We start from the raw sequence: 19,690 nt of genomic DNA on the forward strand, positions 1-19,690 counted from the left end.
CCTCCCATGTCGCCATGGATCCTGACGGATCGCCGAAGTCTGGGGAGGCTCCGATGAAGACCCGCCTGCTGGCCGCCTGCGCGGCCCTCGCCCTGTGCGCCGGCGCCATGGCCGCGCCCGCCGTCCACGCCCAAACACCCGCCGCAACCGCGCCGACGCCCGAGGAGGCCAAGGCCTTCGTGGACGGCGCCGAGAAGGAGCTGATGGCCATGGGCGAGTACGCCGCCCGCATGGCCTGGGTGCAGGCGACCTACATCACCGACGACACCAACTGGCTCAACGCCAAGGTCGACGCCGAGGCCAACGCCATGGCCGTGCGCTACGCCAAGCAGGCCGCGCGCTTCGACAAGACCCCGGTCGACGCGGTCACCCGCCGCAAGCTGAAACTGCTGAAGGCCGGCCTGGTCCTGCCCGCCTCCGACCGGCCCGGCGCGACCCAGGAGCTGGCCGACGTCCAGGCCCGGCTGCGGGCGCTCTATTCCACCGGCAAGGTGACGATCGACGGCGAGACCCTGACCCTGGACGACCTGGACGACCGGCTGCGCACCGAGCGCGACCCGGCCAAGGCCAAGGCCATGTGGGAAGCCTGGCACGCGGTGGCCAAGCCGATGGCCGCCGACTATCCCAAGCTGGTCCAGCTGGCCAACGAGGGCTCGGTGGAGCTGGGCTACAAGGACACCGGGGCCCTGTGGCGGTCGTGGTACGACATGGAGCCCGACGCCTTCGCCGCCAAGACCGACGCCCTATGGGCCCAGGTCGCGCCGTTCTACAAGAACCTGCACTGCTACGTGCGCGGACGGCTGAACGCCAAGTACGGCGACGCCGTCCAGCCCAGGACCGGCCCGATCCGCGCCGACCTGACCGGCAACATGTGGGCCCAGAGCTGGGGCAACATCTACGACATCGCGGCCCCGCAGGGGATTCCCGGCCCCGGCTACGACCTGACCCAGTCCCTGGTCGCCAAGGGCTATGACGCCACGAAGATGATGAAGACCGGCGAGGGCTTCTACACCTCGATGGGCATGGCCCCGTTGCCCCAGACCTTCTGGGAGCGCTCGATGATCACCCGGCCGCGGGACCGGGAGGTGGTCTGCCACGCCTCGGCCTGGGACGTCGACAACGACCAGGACATCCGGGTGAAGATGTGCACCCGGGTCAACGCCGACGACTTCTACACCGTGCACCACGAGCTGGGGCACAACTTCTACCAGCGCGCCTACGCCGGCCAGCCATTCCTCTTCCGGGGCGGGGCCAACGACGGCTTCCATGAGGCGATCGGCGACTTCGTGGGCCTGTCGGCCCTGACCCCGACCTATCTGAAGCAGATCGGGGTGATCGACGCCGTCCCCGGGGCGGACGCCGACGTGCCCTATCTGCTGAAGATGGCGATGGACAAGATCGCCTTCCTGCCGTTCGGCCTGCTGGTCGACAAGTGGCGCTGGCAGGTGTTCTCCGGCCAGGTCGATCCGGCCCACTACAACGAGGCCTGGTGGAAGCTGCGGACCCAGTACCAGGGCGTCGTTCCGCCCGGACCGCGCCCGGCCGACGCCTTCGATCCTGGAGCCAAGTTCCACGTCGCCGACTCCACCCCCTACACCCGCTACTTTCTGGCCCAGGTCTATCAGTTCCAGTTCTACCGGGCCGCCTGTCGCCAGGCCGGCTGGAAGGGTCCGCTGAACCGCTGCTCGGTCTATGGCGACAAGGCCGTGGGCAAGAAGTTCGAGGCCATGCTGGCCATGGGCCAGTCCAAGCCCTGGCCCGAGGCCCTGGAGGCCTTCACCGGCGAGAAGGACTTGGACGCCAGCGCCATCGCCGACTATTTCGCGCCGCTGAACGCCTGGCTGATCCAGCAGAACAAGGGTCAGTCCTGCGGCTGGTAGGCGCCTGAGACGGGCCCAAACGGCGCGGCGATTCACCATCGTCGTTTGCGGCCCGTTCACCGTCCTCGGCGACAATGCCCGATCTCTGGGGAGTCGGGCCTTGCTCATGACCATGTGGAAACGGCTTGCGACGCGTCTCGCGATGCGCCCCCTGGCGCGCCTTGGCCACGACGAGCGCGGGGCGATCGCCGTGCAGTTCGCGCTGCTGCTGATCCCCATCGCCATCCTGACCTTCGGCCTGATCGACCTGAGCCGGACCAGCGTCCAGAAGCGCCAGCTGCAGGACGCCCTCGACGCCGCGACCCTGATGGCCGCCCGCTCGACCGCGACCACCGACGCGGCCCTGGACACCGTGGGCGACGCCGCCCTGGCCACCGAGATGGCCGGCCTGGGCGTGGCCCTGGGCCCCAGCAACTCGACCTTCGCCCTGGGCCCGAACAACACCGTGGTCGGCACGGTCCAGAACGTCACGATCAAGCCGATCATCGCCAACCTCTGGAGCACCGGCGACAAGACCATCACGGCCGGCTCGACCGTGATGCGCTCGGTCAACAAGCTGGAAGTGGCGCTGGTGCTGGACAACACCGGCTCGATGGGCAGCACCCTGAACTCGGGGACCAAGAAGATCGACGCCCTGATCACGGCGTCCAAGTCGCTGGTCGACGTCCTGGCCGCCGCCGCGGCCCGGGCCAGCGAGACCGACGCGGTCAAGATCAGCGTCGTGCCGTTCTCGATGACCGTGAACGTCGGCTCGACCTATCAGAGCCAGACCGCCTGGCTGTCGGGCAAGATGCCGGCCACCGGCTACGGCACGGACGTGTTCGCCACCAACCAGAACCGCTTCACCCTGCTGTCGAACCTGGGCCTGACCTGGGCCGGCTGCGTCGAGAGCCGGCCCGCGCCCTACGACGTCACCGACGACGCGCCCAGCAGCTCGACCCCCGCCTCGATGTTCGTGCCGTTCTTCGCGCCCGACGAGCCGGACGACAACACCGTGGGCGTCAACCAGTCCAGCACGACGCGCTATCGCGACGCCCGCACCCAGAACACCTCGTATCCGATCGAGAACAACTGGCTGCCCGACGGGGTCTCGCCCAGCGGCACCTCGGCCACCGCCTGGACCAGCCGCTCGACGCCGATCGCCAAGTACGGGACCAGCAACAAGAACAACGTCCTCAGCGTGGCCAAGAGCGGGACCGACTACGGTCCCAACGCCGGCTGCGGCCTGACCAGCGTGATGCGCCTGACCAATGTGCGCACCACCACCCAGCGGGACCTGGTCAAGGCCAAGCTCGGCCAGATGATCGCCGACGGCAACACCAACGTCGCCATGGGCCTGGCCTGGGGCTGGCACACCCTGTCGAAGAACGCGCCGTTCGCCGACGGCGTCGATCCGACCACCAGCGCCGGCAAGAAGACCACCAAGGTGATCGTGCTGCTGACCGACGGCGACAACACCAACGACACCGTCAACAACCCGAACAACTCGATCTATACGGGCTACGGCTACATCGCCCAGGGTCGCCTGAAGAACGCCAGCGGCGTGGCCCTGACGGCCAGCTCGACGGCCACCAATCGCCGCGACGCGATCGACGCCCGCGAAAAGTTGCTGTGCCAGAACGCCAAGGACAAGGGCGTGGTGATCTACGCCATCGGGGTGGGCGTCTCGGATCACTCCAAGGGCATCCTGCAGCAGTGCGCCACCAAGCTGGACATGTACTACGACGTGACTAGCGCCGATCAGCTGACCTCGGTGTTCAACACCATCGCCGGCTCGATCCAGAACCTGCGGATCACGAAATAGAAAAGGCTCGGAGCGCTGCTCCGGGCCTTTTTCTCTCGATCCGCCTACCCACAACATCCGTCATCCCGGGCCTTGTGCTCGGGATTCCTCTGTCCGACGCGAGTGCGGAGGGGTGGCGCGCCAGCGCGCCATTTCACTTCACTTGCAAGCTGAACCGGGGGTCCCGGGCACAAGGCCCGGGATGACGGTGCAGGGGGACGGACTCGGAGCGACCGAACGATCTCGGACCCGAGTCCCACAGCCTAGGCCAGCTTGATCTCGCGCAGGCGCTGCTGGAGGAAGGCGTCGGCGGTGATCGGCTCGGGATAGCGGTCCGGGTTCTCTTCCGTGACGCAGCTGGGCAGGGTCTTGATCAGGTAGTCCGACGCGAAGTGCAGGAAGAACGGCGTCGAATAGCGCGGCACGTTGCGGCGCTCGGGCGGCGGGTTCTGCACGCGGTGGATGGTCGAGGGCAGGACGTGGTTGGTCAGGCGCTCCAGCATGTCGCCGATGTTGATGACGATGCAGCCCGGCGGCGGGTTGATCGGCAGCCACTGGCCGTCGCGGTCCAGGAGCTCCAGCCCGCCCTCTTCCGCGCCCATCAGGAGGGTGATGGTGTTGATGTCGCCGTGGGCGCCGGCCCGTACGCCGGTGGCGTCCTTGGGGATCGGCGGATAGTGCAGCAGGCGCAGCACGCTGTTGCCGTCCTTGACGGTCGGGTCGAAGAAGTCGCGGCCCAGGTCCAGATAGGTGGCGATGGCCTTGAGCACCCGCACGCCCAGGCTGTCGAGCGCGCCGTACAGCCAGCCGACATTGTGGTGGAAGCTGGGAATCTCGGCCGGCCAGACGTTGTCGGCCATGTTGGCGCGGAACGGGTGGCCGGGCGGCAGGTCGCGGCCGACGTGCCAGAATTCCTTCAGGTCGTGATGGGTGGCGCCCTTGGCGGTCTCGATGCCGAACGGGATGTAGCCGCGCGAGCCGCCGGTGGCGCCGGCGTACTGCTTCTTGGTCTCCTCCGGCAGGGCGAAGAAGCCCTTGGCGTCGGCGATGGCCGCGTCGATGCGGGCCTGGTCCAGGTCGTGGTCGGAGACCACCGCGAAGCCGTAGCGCTGGAACGACGCGCCCAGCTCCTGGGCGAACCTGTCGAAATCCTTCGAGTACAGGGTGAACGAGACGGGTTCGATGGCGGATGCGGACACGGGCGTGGGCCTCGATATTTAGTAAGAGCGGACTTACTACACCGGCAGCGCCCCGGCGCGAAGTCCCGTTCATGCTGGCGTCATGCGCGCTGTTGGAACTTGACCATTGGCGATGCGTTCAGCCTCGCAATCGTTCAAGACGCCAAGGATCACGGGCGATACCCCAGGATCAAGGCCGCAAGAGGGAAAAGATCGAGATGATGAAGAAGACCGCGCCCTGGATCGCGCTGGCGGGCGCCGCCGCCCTGACCGCCGCCTGCACCACCACCGATCCCTATACCGGCATGCCCGTGCGCAACAACACGGGCACAGGGGCCCTGACGGGCGCCGGCGTCGGCGCGGTCCTGGGCTACCTGACCAACACCAACAGGGGCGAGCAGGGCCGCAAGAACGCCCTGATCGGCGCGGGCATCGGCGCCCTGGCCGGCGGCGCGGTCGGCAACTACATGGACCGTCAGCAGGCCGACTTCCGCCGCAGCCTGGAAGGCTCGGGCGTGATGATCCGCCGCAACGGCGACCAGATCGTGCTGATCATGCCCAGCGACGTGACCTTCGCCGTCGACAAGTCCGAGGTCCAACCGCAGTTCACTCGCGTGCTCGACGACGTGGCCCGCACGCTGAACGCCTATCCGCAGACGACGATCGACGTGGTCGGCCACGCCGATTCCAGCGGTCCGGACGACTACAACCAGACCCTGTCGGAACGCCGCGCCAGCGCGGTCGCCGCCTATCTGACGAGCGCCGGCCGGGTCCTGCCCGACCGCGTCTTCGTGGCGGGCCAGGGCGAGCGCCAGCCGATCGCCAGCAACGACACCGCCGAGGGCCGCGCCCAGAACCGCCGGGTGGAGATCATCCTGCGGCCGCTGACGAAGTAGGGCTGCGACAACGGCCGGGGACATGCCCTTGCGACGTGTCCCCAACCGCCTGGCGCCGTGCGAGCTCTGGGGACACGCCCAAGGGCATGTCCCCGGCCCCGGCTCAAAACACTCCGGCCGCCCCGCTCAGCGCGTTCGTCCGCCGGTGGGCCAGGGCCTCGGCCACGTGCACGCGCTTGACGCCGGTCGCGCCTTCCAGGTCGGCGATGGTGCGGGCCAGGCGCAGGACGCGGGTCCAGCCGCGGGCGCTGATCTGGCCGGCCTCGGCGGCGCGGGCCAGCAGGCCGCGCCCGGCCTCGTCGAGATCGGCGATCTTCTCCAGGAAGCGCCCCTCGGCCCGGCCGTTCAGGGCGTCGGCGCCCACCGGCGCGCTTCCCAAGTCATGGGCCATCGCCTCGGCCCGCTCCTGCTGCAGCCGCCGGGCGCGGGCCACGCGGGCGGCGGCCTCGGCCGTGCCTTCCGTGGGCGGCGGCAGGGCCAGGTCGGCGGCGGTGACGGCCGGCATGTCGATCGCCAGGTCGATGCGGTCCATCAGCGGCCCGCTGACCCGGCCCTGATAGTCGCGCAGGCAGCGCGGAGCCTTGCCGCACGCCCCGCGCCCGGCCCCGCCGTGGCCGCAGCGGCAGGGGTTCATCGCCGCCACCAGCTGCACCCGGGCCGGATAGCGGACGTGGGCGTTGGCCCGGGCCACCATCACCTCGCCGGTCTCCAGCGGTCCGCGCAGGCTGTCCAGGGCCTGGACCCCGAACTCGGGCAGCTCGTCCAGGAACAGGACGCCGTTGTGGGCCAGGGACACCTCGCCCGGCTTGGCCTTCAGCCCGCCGCCGGTCAGGGCCGCCATCGAGGCGCTGTGGTGCGGGGCGCGATACGGCCGGGCGCGGGTCAGGGTCCCCTTGGCGATCAGCCCGGCCACCGAATGGACCATCGAGGTCTCCAGCAGCTCGTGCGAGCTCAGGGGCGGCAACAGCCCCGGCAGCCGCTGGGCCAGCATCGACTTGCCCGAGCCCGGCGGGCCGCAGAACAAGAGGTTGTGCGAGCCGGCGGCGGCGATCTCCAGCGCCCGCTTGGCGTGCTCCTGGCCCTTGACGTCGCACAGGTCGCGGACCGCCTCGCCCTCCACCACCGGACCCGGCGACGGGGCCGACAGGATCTGGCCACCCCGGAAGTGGTTGATCAGGGCCACCAGCGAGCGCGGGGCCAGGATGCGCGTGCCGCCGGCCCAGGCCGCCTCGGGCCCGCAGGCCTCGGGGCAGATCAGGCCCAGGTCCATCGCCCCGGCGGCCATGGCGGCGGGCAAGGCCCCGGCGCAGGGCGCGATCCGTCCGTCCAGGGACAGTTCCCCCATCGCCGCCCAGCCGTCCAGCGCGTCGATCGGGATCACGCCCATGGCGGCCATCACGGCCAGGGCGATCGGCAGATCGTAGTGGCTACCTTCCTTCGGCAGGTCGGCCGGGGCCAGGTTGGCGACGATGCGCTTGGGCGGCAGGGACAGGCCCAGGCCGGCGAATGCTCCGCGCACCCGCTCCTTGCTCTCGGCCACCGCCTTGTCGCCCAGACCGACGATGACCATGACCTGGGCGCCGCCCGTCAGCTGCACCTCGACGTCGACCCGGCGCGCCTCCACGCCCTCGAACGCCACCGTGACGACCTTTGCCGCCATAGGGATTCCGCCCCTTTGTCCACCCATTTATCCACAAGCCAAGCATGGCCGTTGGAGCGGAGCAAGAACGAAAAACGAACGTTTCAGGAAAGTGTGACGATTCAGTCGTCTAGAAGTAGTTCCTAATCCTCAGGTAGAGCTTAGTTCGGCGATCCGATCCCAGAGGATCGCCGCGGCGTCGGCGCCGCCGAACCGCTTCAGCTGCTGGGCGCCGGTCGGCGAGGTGACGTTGATCTCGGTCAGGTACTCTCCGATCACGTCGATGCCGACGAACAGCAGGCCGCGCTTCTTCAGCTCCGGGCCGATGATCGCGCAGAGCTCCAGGTCGCGCGCGGTCAGGTCCACGGCCTCGGCCCGGCCGCCCACCCGCAGGTTGGACCGCACCTGGCCGGCGGCCGGCACGCGGTTGACCGCGCCCACCGGCTCGCCGTGCACCAGCAGGATGCGCTTGTCGCCCTTGCTCACGGCCGGGACGAATTTCTGGGCGATCACCTGCTCGCGGCCGATCATGGCGTGCAGTTCCAGAAGGGCGTCCAGGTTGGGGTCGTCGGCCAGCAGCCGCGCCACGCCCGAGCCGCCGCCGCCGTAGAGCGGCTTCAGCACGATGTCGCCGTGCCGGGCGCGGAAGTCGTAGATCGCCTCGTGGTCGCTGGTGATCAGGGTCGGCGGCTGGACGCCCGGGAAGTCGGTGACGAACAGCTTTTCCGGCGCGTTGCGCACCTCGGCCGGATTGTTCACCACCAGGGTGTGGGGGTGGACCTTCTCCAGGAAGTGGGTGGCGGTGATGTAGGCCATGTCGAACGGCGGATCCTGGCGCATCAGCACCACGTCGACGTCGTCCTTCATGTCCAGGATCACGGTCTCGCCCAGCTCGGCGTGGGCGCCCTGGGTCTTGGTCAGCTTCAGCGGCTGGGCGCGGGCGAACACTCGGCCGTCCTCCATCGACAGCTTGTCGGGCGTGTAGAACCACAGCTTGTGGCCGCGTTGTTGCGCTTCCCACATCATGAGGAAGGTGGTGTCGGTTTCGATGTTGATCCCCAGCACGGGGTCCATCTGGACGGCGACTCTCAGCGACATGGGGACTCCGGACGGGCTTGGATCGACTTGGGGGATCGGCTTGGGCGGCGCGGGAGGTCCCGCGCCGCGATTGCCTAGTTAAGGCGGCCCGGCCGCGAATGCGAGGGGCGTCAGGCCGTTGCGCCGCGCCGGCGCGTCGTCACGGCCAGCAGGATCGCCGAGACCAGGAAGTAGAACGCCCCGAACGCGGCGTAGGGCGCGACGACGGCGATGGCCGGCATGGCGGGCGCGGCGGCGCTCTTGATGAAGAAGCCGCCGGCCAGGGCCGACTGGGCGCCGCTCAGCACCATCGCCCACTGGGCGCCGTAGGTCCGCCAGCGGCGCACGCCGACGGCCAGCTGCAGCAGGCCGGCCAGCACCGCCCAGACGCCGAACAGCACCAGCACCAGGCGCGGATCGATCCGCAGGGCGGCCAGCACGCCCAGCGCCACCGCGGCGCTGACGGCGGTATTGAGGGCCTGGGGGATGTTGGCGCGGAAGCCGCCGTTGGCCTGGGCGTCCCGGGCGTTCGCGAAGGCGTCCCAGGCCGGATAGAGCACCAGCAGGACCCCCGCCGCGACGGGATTGGCCACGCCGATCGCGAAGGCGGCCGCCACCCAGGCGGCGGCCACGACGGCGCGAAGGAGATAGTAGCGCACGAGCGCGCCGGCGTCGGTGCGCGAGGAGGAGGTGTTGTTGGCCATGCTGGCCTCCGTCAGGGCTGGGGTCGCGGGATTGCATCAATGTCGCGACATTTGATGTCGCGACATATGAGTTGACCTAGCCGGTCCACGCGACCCCTGTCGAGTCATTATTTGTCACGACATATATTTTCACGCTAAGGCGAAGGGCGCTTCCCAGGAGTCCACCCGTGTCGAACACCGACCGCGCCCTCACGCTCGACGACCAGCTCTGCTTCTCCTTGTACGGGGCGAGCCTGGCGATCAACCGCGCCTACAAGCCGCTGCTCGACGCGCTGGAGATCACCTATCCCCAGTACCTGGTGCTGGGCGCGCTGTGGGAGGTCGACGGCCAGAGCGTCGGCGCGATCGCCGAGCGCCTGGGCCTGGACTCCAGCAACGTCACGCCCCTGGTCAAGCGCATGGAGGCGGCCGGCTTGCTGTCGCGCCAGCGCAATCCCGACGACGAGCGCCAGGTGGTGGTCAGCCTGACCGACCACGGCCGCGACATGCAGGCCCGTAGCACGTGCCTGGGCCAGACCCTTTTCGCCTCGGCCGGGATGAGCGTCGAGCGGCTGATCCAGCTGAACAAGGACGTGCAGGCCTTCCGCGACTCGGTGGCGCGGTTCGTGGCCGAGCGGCCGGAGCACTGAGGTCGGGGACACGCCCTTGCGGCGTGTCCCCGGCCGCCAGGTTGACGTCGCGGCCCGCTTGAACGGCCGGGCGGCCGGGCCCACGCTCGTTTCGAGGAAACGCTCACAGCGAGGCCAAGCCCATGAAAGCCATCCAGATCGCGGCCCCCGCCGGCCTCGACGCCCTGCGTCTGGTCGACCTGCCCGAGCCGGGCCCGCCGGGACCGGGCGAGATCCTGGTCCGCGTCCGCGCCAGTTCGCTGAACTATCACGACTATCTGGTGGCGCTGGGCGGCATCCCGACCGCCGACGGGCGCATCCCGATGTCCGATGGGGCCGGCGAGGTGCTGGCGGTGGGCGAGGGCGTGACGGGCTTCGCGGTCGGCGACCTGGCGGTCTCGACCTTCTTCCCGCGCTGGCTGGACGGCGAGGCGCCGGACGACGGCTTCGTCGGCGTGCCGGGCGACGGGGCCGACGGCTACGCCCGCGAGCGGGTGGTCGCCCCGGCCACGGCCTTCACCCGCGCGCCCCAGGGCTGGGACCCGGCCGAGGCGGCGACGATCACCTGCGCCGGCGTGACGGCCTGGCGCGGCCTGGTCGCCGACGGCGCGCTGAAGGGCGGCGAGACGGTGCTGGTGCAGGGCACGGGCGGGGTGTCGATCTACGGCCTGCAGATCGCCAAGGCCTTCGGCTGCACGGTGATCGCCACCTCGTCGTCCGACGAGAAACTGGAGCGGCTCAAGGCCCTGGGGGCCGACCACCTGATCAACTACAAGTCCGAGCCCGAATGGGGCAAGGCGGCGCGCAAGCTGACCGACGGCCGGGGGGTGGACCACATCCTGGAGATCGGCGGGGCCGGCACCCTGCCGCAGTCGATCGTGGCGGCGCGCAACGGCGGCCACATCGCCCTGATCGGCGTCCTGGCCGGGGTGGCGGGACCGGTGCCGACGGTGGCCATCATGGGCAAGCAGCTGAAGGTGATCGGCCTGACGGTCGGCAGCCGCCGCCACCAGCTGGACCTGGTCCGCGCCATCGACGTGGCGGGCTACCGTCCGGTGCTGGACCGGCGCTTCCCGCTGGAACAACTGGCCGACGCCTTTCGCCACCAGGCCTCGGGCGGCCACTTCGGCAAGATCGTGGTGGATATCTGAGGACGGGGACATGCCCTTGCGGCGTGTCCCCAGCCGCGAGCTCCGCGCCAGGACATGGGGACACGCCCAAGGGCATGTCCCCGGTTAGTTCAGTCGCAGCCGCACGCGCTCGCGCGCCGCCCGGGCCGCGATGGCCGCGCCGCCGTCCAGGACCTGGGCGCGGGACAGAGCCTGCAGCGCGCCGGCCAGGGCGCCTTGGCCCTCCCGGGCGGCGGCGACGTCCAGCCAGGGGTGGTGGTCGGTGGGGTCCAGCAGGGCCCGACGCAGGGCCGAGCGCTCGGCGCGGTGCCAGTCGCGGGCCTGCTGGGCGCGGGCGAAGATGGTGTTCTGTAGACGGATCAACACGGCCCGGTCCGAGATCGGGCTCATCAGCACGTCCAGCTTGGCGGCGACGTCGGGCATCAGGCCGGTGCGCAGGGCCCGGCGCGACAGTTCGGACGGCAGCACCACCCGCCCCTCGCTGAACGGGTCGAGCGCCAGCGGCCCCTCCTCGGTCTCGATGCGCAGCAGGAAGTGCCCCGGGAAGTCGACGCCGTGCAGGTCCAGGCCGCAGGCCCGGCCGGCGTGCAGGTAGAAGACGCCCAGGGTCACGGGCAGGCCCTTGCGGCGGTCGGCCACGGCGATGACGTCGGCGTTGTCGGGATGGTCGTAGGTGATCAGGTCACCCGATAGGCGCAGGTCGCCGGCCATGGTCTCGGCCAGGGCCTCCTCGGGCGACTCGCCCTTCAGCCGCTCGGTCAGGCGGGCGATCGAGGCCTTGGCCATGTCGAGCACGGGGGCTAGGTCGCGGTCGGGATCGTCGTGCACCGCGCAGGCCAGGGCGGCGTCGAACAGGGGGAAGGCCTTGTCCGAGCATTCCCCGGCGCTGGTCAGCAGGGCTTCGGCCTCTTCCCGCGTCATCGGTCACCCGCCCAGGCGTTGGGGACGTGGCGCGGGCGACGGCCGGGGGCCAGGGCGATCAGGTCCAGGCGCACCGTCGCGTCGCGCAGGCCGGCGCGGTGGGCGGCGATGTGCGCGCCGGCGCGCCGCAGGCGAGCCCTCTGCTCGTAGGTCACCGCTTCCAGCGCGGCCTCCAGACTGGTTCGGCTCTTGACCTCCACAACGGCCAGCACGCCGCCGCGTTGCGCCAGCAGGTCGATCTCGCCCAGCGGCGTGGCCAGGCGGAAGCCGAGGATGCGATAGCCCTTGACCATCAGCCACAGGGCCGCGACCACCTCGGCGCGCCGTCCCGACAGCCGCGCGGCCGCCCCGCGCGCCTGCCGTTCCGGCCGGATCGGACGTTCTGGGCGGGCGGGACGGGCTAGGCTCATCCGGCCTCCTTCAGGGCCAGGGCCTGGCGGTAGAGGTCTTTGCGCGACAGGCCCAGGGCCTTGGCGACCTCGGACGCGGCCTCGCCCAGCGGCAGGCGGGTCATGGCCTCGCGCAGCGCGGCCTCGGCGTCGTCGGCGCTGGCGACCTTGTCCTCGCCGGGCCCGACCAGGATGACGATCTCGCCCTTGGGGGCCTCGAACCGCGGATCGGCCGCCAGGACGTCGAGCGGGCCCCGGATGCAGGTCTCGTAGAGCTTGGTCAGCTCGCGGGCCACGGCGCCGGGGCGCGGGCCGAACACGGCGGCCATGTCGGCCAGGCTGTCGGCCACCCGCGAGGCGCCCTCGTAGAAGATCAGGGTGGCGCGCGTGTTGGCCAGCTCCTCGAAGAACGTCTTGCGCGCGGCGGTCTTGGTCGGCGGGAAGCCGGCGAACAGGAAGCGGTCGGTGGGCAGGCCGGCCAGGGTCAGGGCCGCCAGGGCCGCCGAGGCGCCGGGGATCGGGAACACGGCGTGGCCGGCCGCGATGGCCGCCTGGGCCAGGCGCGAGCCGGGATCGGAGACCATCGGCGTCCCGGCGTCCGAGACCAGGGCGATCCGCTCGCCAGCCTCCAGCCGCTCCAGGATGCGCGGTGTCTCGCGGTCGGCCACGTGCTCGTCGTAGCGCTGCAGCTTCTTGGAGATGGCGTAGGCGGCCAGCAGCTTGCCCGACACCCGGGTGTCCTCGGCCAGCAGGACATCGCAGCCGTTCAGCACGTCCAGGGCCCGCAAGGTGATGTCGCGCAGGTTCCCGATCGGCGTCGCCACCAGATACAGCCCCGGCGCCAACGGCGCGTCGGACAGGGCGGGCGGAGGAAGCTGGCGGCTCAAGGGCGGACTTTCCGACAGACTGGGCCCGAGGAGACTGGGGACCGACACGAACAAAGGCGCCGACGACGCGGGTTACGCAAGACCATGGTCGACAGGGTTATCAGGTCGCGAGCATTCCTGTCAGCCGGTCCAGGACAAGACGGCCGGACCGTGTGGCGCGGAGCCTGATCCTATCGTCCACGAGAAGATCATCTTCAACCAGGGATTTCACCCTGGGCGTGTCCGGCGACAGGCCCAGGGGTGCGACCTCGGCGAAGGCCACGCCGTCGTCGATGCGCAGGCCCAGCAGCAGCCGCTCCTCGGCCGCCTCCAGCGGCGTCAGCGCCTCGCGCTCGAAGCCGACGCCGGTCTCGGCGACCGCGCGGACATAGTCGGCGATCCCCCGACGGGCCGTGGTGGCCAGCTTTCCCTCGGCCAAGGTCAGGCGACCGTGGGCCCCGGGACCGACGCCGACATAGTCGACGCCGCGCCAGTAGACGAGGTTGTGGCGCGACCGGGCGGCCTGCCCCCGGGCGTGGTTGGACACTTCGTAGGCGTCGAAGCCGGCGGCCTCCAGCACGGCCTGGGTGGTCTCGAACAGGGCGGCGGCCAGGTCTTCGTCGGGCGGGACCAGCTTGCCCCGGCCCACGGCGCGGTCGAAGGCGGTGCCCGCCTCGATGGTCAGCTGGTAGGGCGAGACGTGTTCCGGGCCCAGGGCGATCAGGGTCGACAGCTCGGCCGTCCAGGCCTCCACCGTCTGGCCGGGCCGGGCGTAGATCAGGTCGGCCGACAGGCGCGGGAAGGCCTTGGCCGCCACGGCCAGGGCCCGCCGGGCCGAGCCGGCGTCGTGGTTGCGGCCCAGGAGCTTCAGCGCCGCGTCGTCCAGGGCCTGGACGCCCAGCGACAGCCGCGCCACCCCTGCCGCGGCCAGGGCCTCGAAGCGGTCGGTCTCGGCGTCGGTGGGATTGGCCTCGAGGCTGATCTCCAGGTCGTCGACCGGGGCCCACAGCGCCTTGGCGGTCTCGATCACCCGCGCCACCTGGGCCGGGTCCATCAGCGAGGGCGTGCCGCCGCCGAAGAAGATCGACAGCAGCCGGCGCGGACCGGTCAGGGCGCGCTGGGCCTTGAGGTCGGCGACGATGGCGTCGGCCAGGGCCGCCTGCTCGTCGGTCCGCCCCCGGTCGCGCACGACGTTGAAGTCGCAATAGGGGCAGATGCGCGAGCAGTAGGGCCAGTGGACATAAACCCCCAGCGGAGGAGCGTCGATCATCTCGACGCCTCGCAAAGGTTGTCATCCCGGAAGCGCGCAGCGCTGTCCGGGACCCAGGTGAACCGCACTGCCTTCGCCCAGTCCCCTGGGTCCCGGACAGCCTCTGCGAGGCTTCCGGGATGACAACGAAGGGGGGTTCTATTCAAACAGCGCCGCCTTCAGCTTGGCGAAGGCCACGGCGCGGTGGCTCATGGCGTCCTTGGCGGCCGGGTCCATCTCGCCGAAGGTCTGGTCGTGGCCGCTGGGGATGAAGATCGGGTCGTAGCCGAAGCCCCGGTCGCCGCGCGGCGGGAAGGTCAGGATCCCGTGGACCTCGCCCTGCACCACCACCGCCGGCCCGCCGTTGGGCCACGCGACCGCGAGGGCGCAGGTGAACCAGGCCGAGCGGTCCTCCGAGCCGGTCTCCTCGATGCGCTCGGCGACCTTGTCCATGGCCACGGCGAAGTCCTTGGACGGGCCCGCCCAGCGCGCCGAATAGATGCCCGGCGCGCCGTCCAGGGCGGCGACCGACACGCCCGAATCGTCGGCCAGGGCGATGTGGCCCGACAGGTCGGCGGCGTGGCGGGCCTTGAGCAGGGCGTTGCCGACGAAGGTCGTCTCGGTCTCGTCCGGCTCGGGCAGGCCCAGGGCGCCGGCCGCCAGCACCTCGAAGCGGCCGTCCAGCAGGGCGGCCAGTTCCTTGGCCTTGCCCGGATTGTGGGTCGCCGCGACGAGCTTCGTTCCCGCTTCCAGCTTCAGCGTCATCGCGTCTCTCCTCGGAAATCATGCCAACGAGGCTTCTACTCCCCCATCTGGCCGGGCGCCCGCAAGGTTCGTGTTCAGACGGGGACATGCACGTGTGCGTGTCCCAACAACAGGCCAAAGCGTTTCGGCTTTTCTTCCGATGCCGTGCACCTGGTGGGGACACGCACAAGCGCATGTCCCCGGCCCGCGCGTCGCCATGGTGGCCCCGGCGCCACACCTTGGATAATCCGTTCGGTGAGCGCGATCATTACAGAGGTTTAATATCGTTTATCGATAAGCGACATTGGCGGTCGTGGAATCGCTCCCTATGTTCGCCGCATGGGAGAAACGCCATGTCGGCGCGGTCCCGCCCCACCCGATCCGAAGGCCCGCCATGTCCGCCGCCAGACTGTTCCGCATCGTCGACGCCGTCGCCACCCGCCTGGCCACGCTGACGCTGATCGCCGGTCTGCCGCTCGCCGCCGTGACTTTCGCGATCAAGACCTTCTGACCCCGGCCGAGAGCTCGCCTTTGACCCGTCCCGATCCGCCGGGGCATGGTCGGCGTTTCTGTGTGAGGGGAAGGGGAAGAGCGGATGCGCGCCTTGGGGCCTGGCTCGGTGTCGAGCTTCCTGAAGATTATTCTCGACGTGATCTATGTGGGCCTGTGGGTCTGGGTCAGCCTGCTGGCGATCTTCACGGTCGCGGTGCTGCTGCTCAGCTTCAATCCCGAACTGATCACCTCGAAACTGCATATCGGCAGCTCGGTCGACGAGCTGATCAGCAAGGGGCCGCTGTTCGCCGGCGCCCTGGGGGCCTGGGCCCTGCTGTCCGGCGGCTGGATGGTGATCGTCGAGCGCCTGCGCCGGGTGTTCTCCACCCTGACCGCCGGCGACCCGTTCCATCCGGACAATGTCCGCCGCCTGCGGGTGGTGGGCCTGGTCCTGGCCGCCCTCGAGATCGGCCACTACATCTTCGCCGCCCTGGCCAAGTGGCTGGCGCCGGACACCAAGATCGTCGACGGCTCGTTCAGCCTGAGCGCCTGGTTCCCGGTCCTGGTGGTGTTCGTCCTGGCCGAGGTCTTCCGCGAGGGCGCGCGCCTTCGACGGGAGGCCGAGCTGACCATCTGACCCCGCGGAGACTTTAGAATCCCATGGCCATCCGCGTGCAACTGGACCGCATCCTGCTGGAACGGCGGATGTCGCTGACCGAGCTGTCGGACCGGGTCGGCGTGACCATCGCGAACCTGTCGATCCTCAAGACCGGCAAGGCCCGCGCCGTGCGCTTCACGACGCTGGACGCCCTGTGCAGGGAGTTGAACTGCCAGCCGGGGGATCTGATGACCTACGAGCCGGGACCGGGAGAGGCTCACGAGGAGGACTAAAGGGTTTTCCCTCCCCCTTGTGGGGAGGGAAAGATCTTCTATTTCGAAACCGCTTCGCGCTGCTTCACGAACAGCTCGCCGATGCCCTTCTCGGCCAGGGCGAACAGCTGCTCGAACTCGGCGCGGGTGAAGCCGCGCTTCTCGCCGGTGGCCTGGATCTCGACGATGTCGCCGGCGTTGGTCAGCACGAAGTTGCTGTCGGCTTCGGCGCTGCTGTCTTCCTCGTAGTCGAGGTCGAGCACCGGGGTGTCCTTGAACACGCCGCACGAGACGGCCGCCACCTGGCCCAGGATCGGGTCGGTCTTCAGCACGCCTTCCTCGATCAGGTAGTTGACCGCGATGCGCAGGGCGACCCAGGCGCCGGTGATGGCGGCGGTGCGGGTGCCGCCGTCGGCCTGGATGACGTCGCAGTCCAGGCTGATCTGGCGCTCGCCCAGGGCCTTGAGGTCGACCACGGCGCGCAGGCTGCGGCCGATCAGGCGCTGGATCTCCTGGGTGCGACCGCTCTGCTTGCCGATCGCGGCCTCGCGGCGGCCCCGGGTGTGGGTGGCGCGCGGCAGCATGCCGTATTCGGCCGTGACCCAGCCCGAGCCCTTGTTGCGCAGCCAGCCGGGGACGCTTTCCTCGACCGTGGCGGTGACCAGCACCTTGGTGTGGCCGAAGCTGACCAGGCACGAGCCTTCGGCGTAGCGGTTGACGCCGGTTTCCAGCGTGACTTCGCGCGTTTGGTCGGCGGCGCGTTCGGACGGACGCATGGGAAACTCCGGGGCTTTGCGTGATAGGATGGGGCCGCTTATCCTAGTTAAGACGGTCGTCCAATCCCGTCGAAGCCCGAGACATCCGGGTGAGGCGCGTTCGAAGGCTACATGACACAGCTCTTTTCGGGGTTTTCCGCACAGACTCCCAGCCTCACGGACCTGGACGCCCGCGCCCGCGACATCTTCCGGCGGGTGGTCGAATCCTATCTGGAGACCGGCGAACCGGTCGGATCGCGGACGATCTCGCGCGGCGGGGTGCAGCTGTCGCCGGCCTCGATCCGCAACACCATGCAGGACCTGGCCCAGCTGGGCCTGCTGGACGCCCCCCACACCAGCGCCGGCCGCATCCCCACCCATGCGGGCCTGCGGATGTTCGTCGACGGCCTGCTGGAGGTGGGCGACATCGGCGAGGAGGAGCGGCGCATCATCGAGTCGCGCCTGTTCGCCCACGGCCGCTCATTCGAGGAGGCCATGGGCGAGGCCAGCGCCATCCTGTCGGGCCTGGCCGGCGGCGCCGGGGTGGTGGTCGCCCCGGTCCGCGAGGGCGGGGTCAAGCACGTGGAGTTCGTGGCCCTGGGCGCCGACCAAGCGCTGGCGATCATGGTGTTCGACGACGGCGCGGTGGAGAACCGGCTGATGCGGCGCGCCGCCGGCGTCACCCCGGCCGCCCTGCAGGAGGCCTCGAACTTCCTCAACGCCCGCCTGCGCGGCCGCACCCTGAACGAGGCCAAGGTCGAGATGGCCGCCGAGCTGGACACGGCCCGGCGTGAACTGGACGCCGCGGCGGCGCGTTTGGTCGAGGACGGCCTGGCCGCCTGGAGCGGCGGCGAGGACCCCGATCGCGCCCTGATCGTGCGGGGCCGCGCCAACCTGCTGGCCGACGCCAGCGCCCGGGAGGACCTGGAGCGCGTGCGCCGGCTGTTCGACGACCTGGAGCAGAAGGGCCAGCTGATCGGCCTGCTGGACGACGTGAGGACGGCCGAGGGCGTGCGCATTTTCATCGGGGCCGAAACGCGACTCTTTTCGCTTTCGGGTTCCTCCCTGATCGCGGCGCCCTATATGACGGGCCGACAGAAGGTGCTGGGGGCGATCGGCGTGATCGGCCCCACCCGCTTGAACTACGCTCGGGTGATCCCGCTGGTGGACTATACCGCCCGGGTGCTCGGGCGGATGATGGACGGATGAGGACTAGATGACCGACGAACAAACGCCGGCCGAGGACGTGGCCTTCGAGGCCGACGACGCCGCGCAGGAAATCGAGGCGCTGCAGCTGGAAGTGGCCGCCCTCAAGGACCAGGCGCTGCGTTTCGCCGCCGAGGCCGAGAACACCAAGCGTCGGGCCGAGCGCGAGATGAACGACGCCCGCGCCTACGCGATCCAGAAGTTCGCCCGCGACCTTCTCGGCGTGGCCGACAACCTGTCGCGCGCCACCGCCCACAGCCCGCGCGAGTCGCAGGACGCGGCGGTCAGCAACTTCATCATCGGCGTCGAGATGACCGAGAAGGAGCTGCAGAGCGCCTTCGAACGCAACGGCCTGAAGAAGATCGACCCGGGCAAGGGCGAGAAGTTCGACCCGCATCTGCACCAGGCGGTGATGGAGCAGCCCTCGGACGAGGTCGCCGCCGGCGGCGTCATCCAGGTTCTGCAGGCCGGCTACGAGCTGATGGGCCGCCTGGTCCGCCCGGCCATGGTCGCCGTGGCCGCCAAGGGCTCGACCGGCCCGGACGCCCCGGCCGAACCGACCGCCGCCCCCAACCCCTACGCCAGCAACGGCGCGGATACGGGCGGTTCGTTCGACACCAAGGCTTAGTCTCAACCGCAAAATCCGTTGTCATCCCGGAAGCCTCGCAGAGGCTGTCCGGGACCCAGGGGACTGGGCGAAGGCAGTGCGGCGGTCCTGGGTCCCGGACAAGCGCTGCGCGCTTTCCGGGATGACAGCATTTGGAGTGCGGGAGAGCGCTCAGCTTTCTCCCTCGATCAAATCCGCCAGCCCCTTGGCCCCCGCCACCACATCCGCCCAGGTCGTGTCGAAGTCCTTGTCCTCGCCGTAGTACGGATCGGCCACCGACTTGCCCTGGCGGCCTTCGACCGCGTCCAGCAGCAGCAACAGCTCCGCCGTCGCGTCAGACGGCCGGATGCGCTTCAGGTCGGCGAGGTTGTCGCGATCCAGCGCCACGACGTGGGTGAACCGGCGGAAGTCCTCGGGCTTCACCTGCCGGCCGCGGTAGTGGGCGATGTCGACGCCGTTGCGCAGCGCCGTCGCCTGGGCCCGGCGGTCGGGCGGGTGGCCCACGTGCCAGGACCCGGTGCCGGCCGAATCGATCTCGACCTCCAGGCCCCGCCGCTCGACCTCGCGGCGGAAGGCCGCCTCGGCCAGGGGCGAGCGGCAGATGTTTCCGAGACAGACGAACAGGACGGCGGGACGCGGCACGGGCAACCTTCGGCGATGTGCGGGCCGCTTGCGCGCGGCCTCGGCAGGCCCAAC

Annotated in this window: 20 protein-coding genes; 9 read left to right on the forward strand and 11 right to left on the reverse strand. The window is 70.1% G+C overall.

Annotated elements, in window-relative coordinates:
* Positions 1 to 53 precede the first annotated feature (53 nt).
* Both BR39_RS0106900 and BR39_RS0106905 read left to right on the forward strand, forming a co-directional pair.
* The gene (locus tag BR39_RS0106900) at positions 54 to 1,880 is read left to right on the forward strand and encodes a M2 family metallopeptidase (protein ID WP_029909073.1); all 1,827 of its coding nucleotides are present in this window, start codon (positions 54 to 56) and stop codon (positions 1,878 to 1,880) included.
* Positions 1,881 to 2,022: 142 nt separating this feature from the next.
* Positions 2,023 to 3,684 (forward strand): TadE/TadG family type IV pilus assembly protein, encoded by a 1,662-nt coding sequence (locus BR39_RS0106905; RefSeq protein WP_231499408.1) that lies wholly within the window; start codon positions 2,023 to 2,025, stop codon positions 3,682 to 3,684.
* A 242-nt stretch (positions 3,685 to 3,926) separates the two neighbouring features.
* Here the strand turns inward: BR39_RS0106905 and BR39_RS0106910 are convergent, their stop codons facing one another.
* Complete coding sequence (locus tag BR39_RS0106910) at positions 3,927 to 4,862, reverse strand: isopenicillin N synthase family oxygenase (RefSeq protein WP_029909075.1); 936 nt, start codon at positions 4,860 to 4,862, stop codon at positions 3,927 to 3,929.
* A gap of 197 nt (positions 4,863 to 5,059) precedes the next feature.
* Here BR39_RS0106910 and BR39_RS0106915 point away from each other — a divergent pair, with 197 nt between their 5' ends.
* The gene (locus BR39_RS0106915; protein ID WP_029909076.1) at positions 5,060 to 5,737 is read left to right on the forward strand and encodes an OmpA family protein; all 678 of its coding nucleotides are present in this window, start codon (positions 5,060 to 5,062) and stop codon (positions 5,735 to 5,737) included.
* Positions 5,738 to 5,840: 103 nt separating this feature from the next.
* On the opposite strand, the gene BR39_RS0106920 is transcribed toward BR39_RS0106915, so the two are convergent.
* The 3 genes from BR39_RS0106920 to BR39_RS0106930 all read right to left on the reverse strand — a co-directional run bounded on the left by BR39_RS0106920 (position 5,841) and on the right by BR39_RS0106930 (position 9,157).
* Positions 5,841 to 7,397, reverse strand: a complete 1,557-nt coding sequence (locus tag BR39_RS0106920) for a YifB family Mg chelatase-like AAA ATPase (protein WP_029909078.1) — start codon at positions 7,395 to 7,397, stop codon at positions 5,841 to 5,843.
* Between the two features lie 129 nt (positions 7,398 to 7,526).
* On the reverse strand, positions 7,527 to 8,474 hold the full coding sequence (gene gshB, locus BR39_RS0106925; protein WP_029909080.1) for a glutathione synthase: 948 nt from the start codon (positions 8,472 to 8,474) through the stop codon (positions 7,527 to 7,529).
* Between the two features lie 110 nt (positions 8,475 to 8,584).
* Positions 8,585 to 9,157: a hypothetical protein gene (locus BR39_RS0106930; RefSeq protein ID WP_029909082.1), complete on the reverse strand. Its 573-nt coding sequence runs from the start codon at positions 9,155 to 9,157 to the stop codon at positions 8,585 to 8,587.
* Positions 9,158 to 9,324: 167 nt separating this feature from the next.
* Between BR39_RS0106930 and BR39_RS0106935 the strand changes: the two genes are divergently transcribed.
* Positions 9,325 to 9,786, forward strand: coding sequence for a MarR family winged helix-turn-helix transcriptional regulator (locus tag BR39_RS0106935; RefSeq protein WP_029909084.1), 462 nt, complete (start codon positions 9,325 to 9,327; stop codon positions 9,784 to 9,786).
* 122 nt (positions 9,787 to 9,908) lie between these two features.
* Complete coding sequence (locus BR39_RS0106940) at positions 9,909 to 10,916, forward strand: NAD(P)-dependent alcohol dehydrogenase (RefSeq protein WP_029909085.1); 1,008 nt, start codon at positions 9,909 to 9,911, stop codon at positions 10,914 to 10,916.
* Positions 10,917 to 11,000: 84 nt separating this feature from the next.
* On the opposite strand, the gene BR39_RS0106945 is transcribed toward BR39_RS0106940, so the two are convergent.
* The 5 genes from BR39_RS0106945 to rdgB form a co-directional block, all read right to left on the reverse strand.
* Positions 11,001 to 11,816: a SirB1 family protein gene (locus BR39_RS0106945; protein WP_029909086.1), complete on the reverse strand. Its 816-nt coding sequence runs from the start codon at positions 11,814 to 11,816 to the stop codon at positions 11,001 to 11,003.
* Positions 11,813 to 12,226 (reverse strand): YraN family protein, encoded by a 414-nt coding sequence (locus tag BR39_RS0106950; protein ID WP_029909087.1) that lies wholly within the window; start codon positions 12,224 to 12,226, stop codon positions 11,813 to 11,815. The genes BR39_RS0106945 and BR39_RS0106950 overlap by 4 nt, the downstream gene beginning before the upstream one ends.
* Complete coding sequence (gene rsmI / locus BR39_RS0106955; RefSeq protein ID WP_029909089.1) at positions 12,223 to 13,092, reverse strand: 16S rRNA (cytidine(1402)-2'-O)-methyltransferase; 870 nt, start codon at positions 13,090 to 13,092, stop codon at positions 12,223 to 12,225. Before rsmI ends, BR39_RS0106950 begins: the two co-directional genes overlap by 4 nt.
* Before the next feature lie 100 nt (positions 13,093 to 13,192).
* A complete protein-coding gene (gene hemW, locus BR39_RS0106960) occupies positions 13,193 to 14,341 on the reverse strand; it encodes a radical SAM family heme chaperone HemW (RefSeq protein ID WP_029909091.1) in 1,149 nt (382 codons plus the stop codon).
* A gap of 138 nt (positions 14,342 to 14,479) precedes the next feature.
* On the reverse strand, positions 14,480 to 15,085 hold the full coding sequence (gene rdgB / locus BR39_RS0106965) for an RdgB/HAM1 family non-canonical purine NTP pyrophosphatase (protein ID WP_029909093.1): 606 nt from the start codon (positions 15,083 to 15,085) through the stop codon (positions 14,480 to 14,482).
* A gap of 574 nt (positions 15,086 to 15,659) precedes the next feature.
* Between rdgB and BR39_RS0106975 the strand changes: the two genes are divergently transcribed.
* Positions 15,660 to 16,193, forward strand: a complete 534-nt coding sequence (locus tag BR39_RS0106975) for a DUF2975 domain-containing protein (protein ID WP_029909095.1) — start codon at positions 15,660 to 15,662, stop codon at positions 16,191 to 16,193.
* A 23-nt stretch (positions 16,194 to 16,216) separates the two neighbouring features.
* On the forward strand, positions 16,217 to 16,447 hold the full coding sequence (locus BR39_RS0106980; RefSeq protein WP_029909097.1) for a helix-turn-helix transcriptional regulator: 231 nt from the start codon (positions 16,217 to 16,219) through the stop codon (positions 16,445 to 16,447).
* A 38-nt stretch (positions 16,448 to 16,485) separates the two neighbouring features.
* Here BR39_RS0106980 and rph read toward each other — a convergent pair whose 3' ends face one another.
* On the reverse strand, positions 16,486 to 17,202 hold the full coding sequence (gene rph / locus BR39_RS0106985) for a ribonuclease PH (protein WP_029909099.1): 717 nt from the start codon (positions 17,200 to 17,202) through the stop codon (positions 16,486 to 16,488).
* Positions 17,203 to 17,313: 111 nt separating this feature from the next.
* Here rph and hrcA point away from each other — a divergent pair, with 111 nt between their 5' ends.
* Entirely contained in the window at positions 17,314 to 18,390 is a 1,077-nt protein-coding gene (hrcA, locus tag BR39_RS0106990; protein ID WP_029909100.1) for a heat-inducible transcriptional repressor HrcA, read from the forward strand.
* A gap of 7 nt (positions 18,391 to 18,397) precedes the next feature.
* Positions 18,398 to 19,015 (forward strand): nucleotide exchange factor GrpE, encoded by a 618-nt coding sequence (gene grpE, locus BR39_RS0106995; protein WP_029909102.1) that lies wholly within the window; start codon positions 18,398 to 18,400, stop codon positions 19,013 to 19,015.
* A 150-nt stretch (positions 19,016 to 19,165) separates the two neighbouring features.
* Here the strand turns inward: grpE and BR39_RS0107000 are convergent, their stop codons facing one another.
* The gene (locus BR39_RS0107000; protein ID WP_029909104.1) at positions 19,166 to 19,636 is read right to left on the reverse strand and encodes a low molecular weight protein-tyrosine-phosphatase; all 471 of its coding nucleotides are present in this window, start codon (positions 19,634 to 19,636) and stop codon (positions 19,166 to 19,168) included.
* Positions 19,637 to 19,690: the final 54 nt, after the last annotated feature.

Origin of the sequence: Caulobacter sp. UNC358MFTsu5.1, assembly GCF_000712075.1 — a bacterium.
Classification (GTDB): Bacteria; Pseudomonadota; Alphaproteobacteria; order Caulobacterales; family Caulobacteraceae; genus Caulobacter.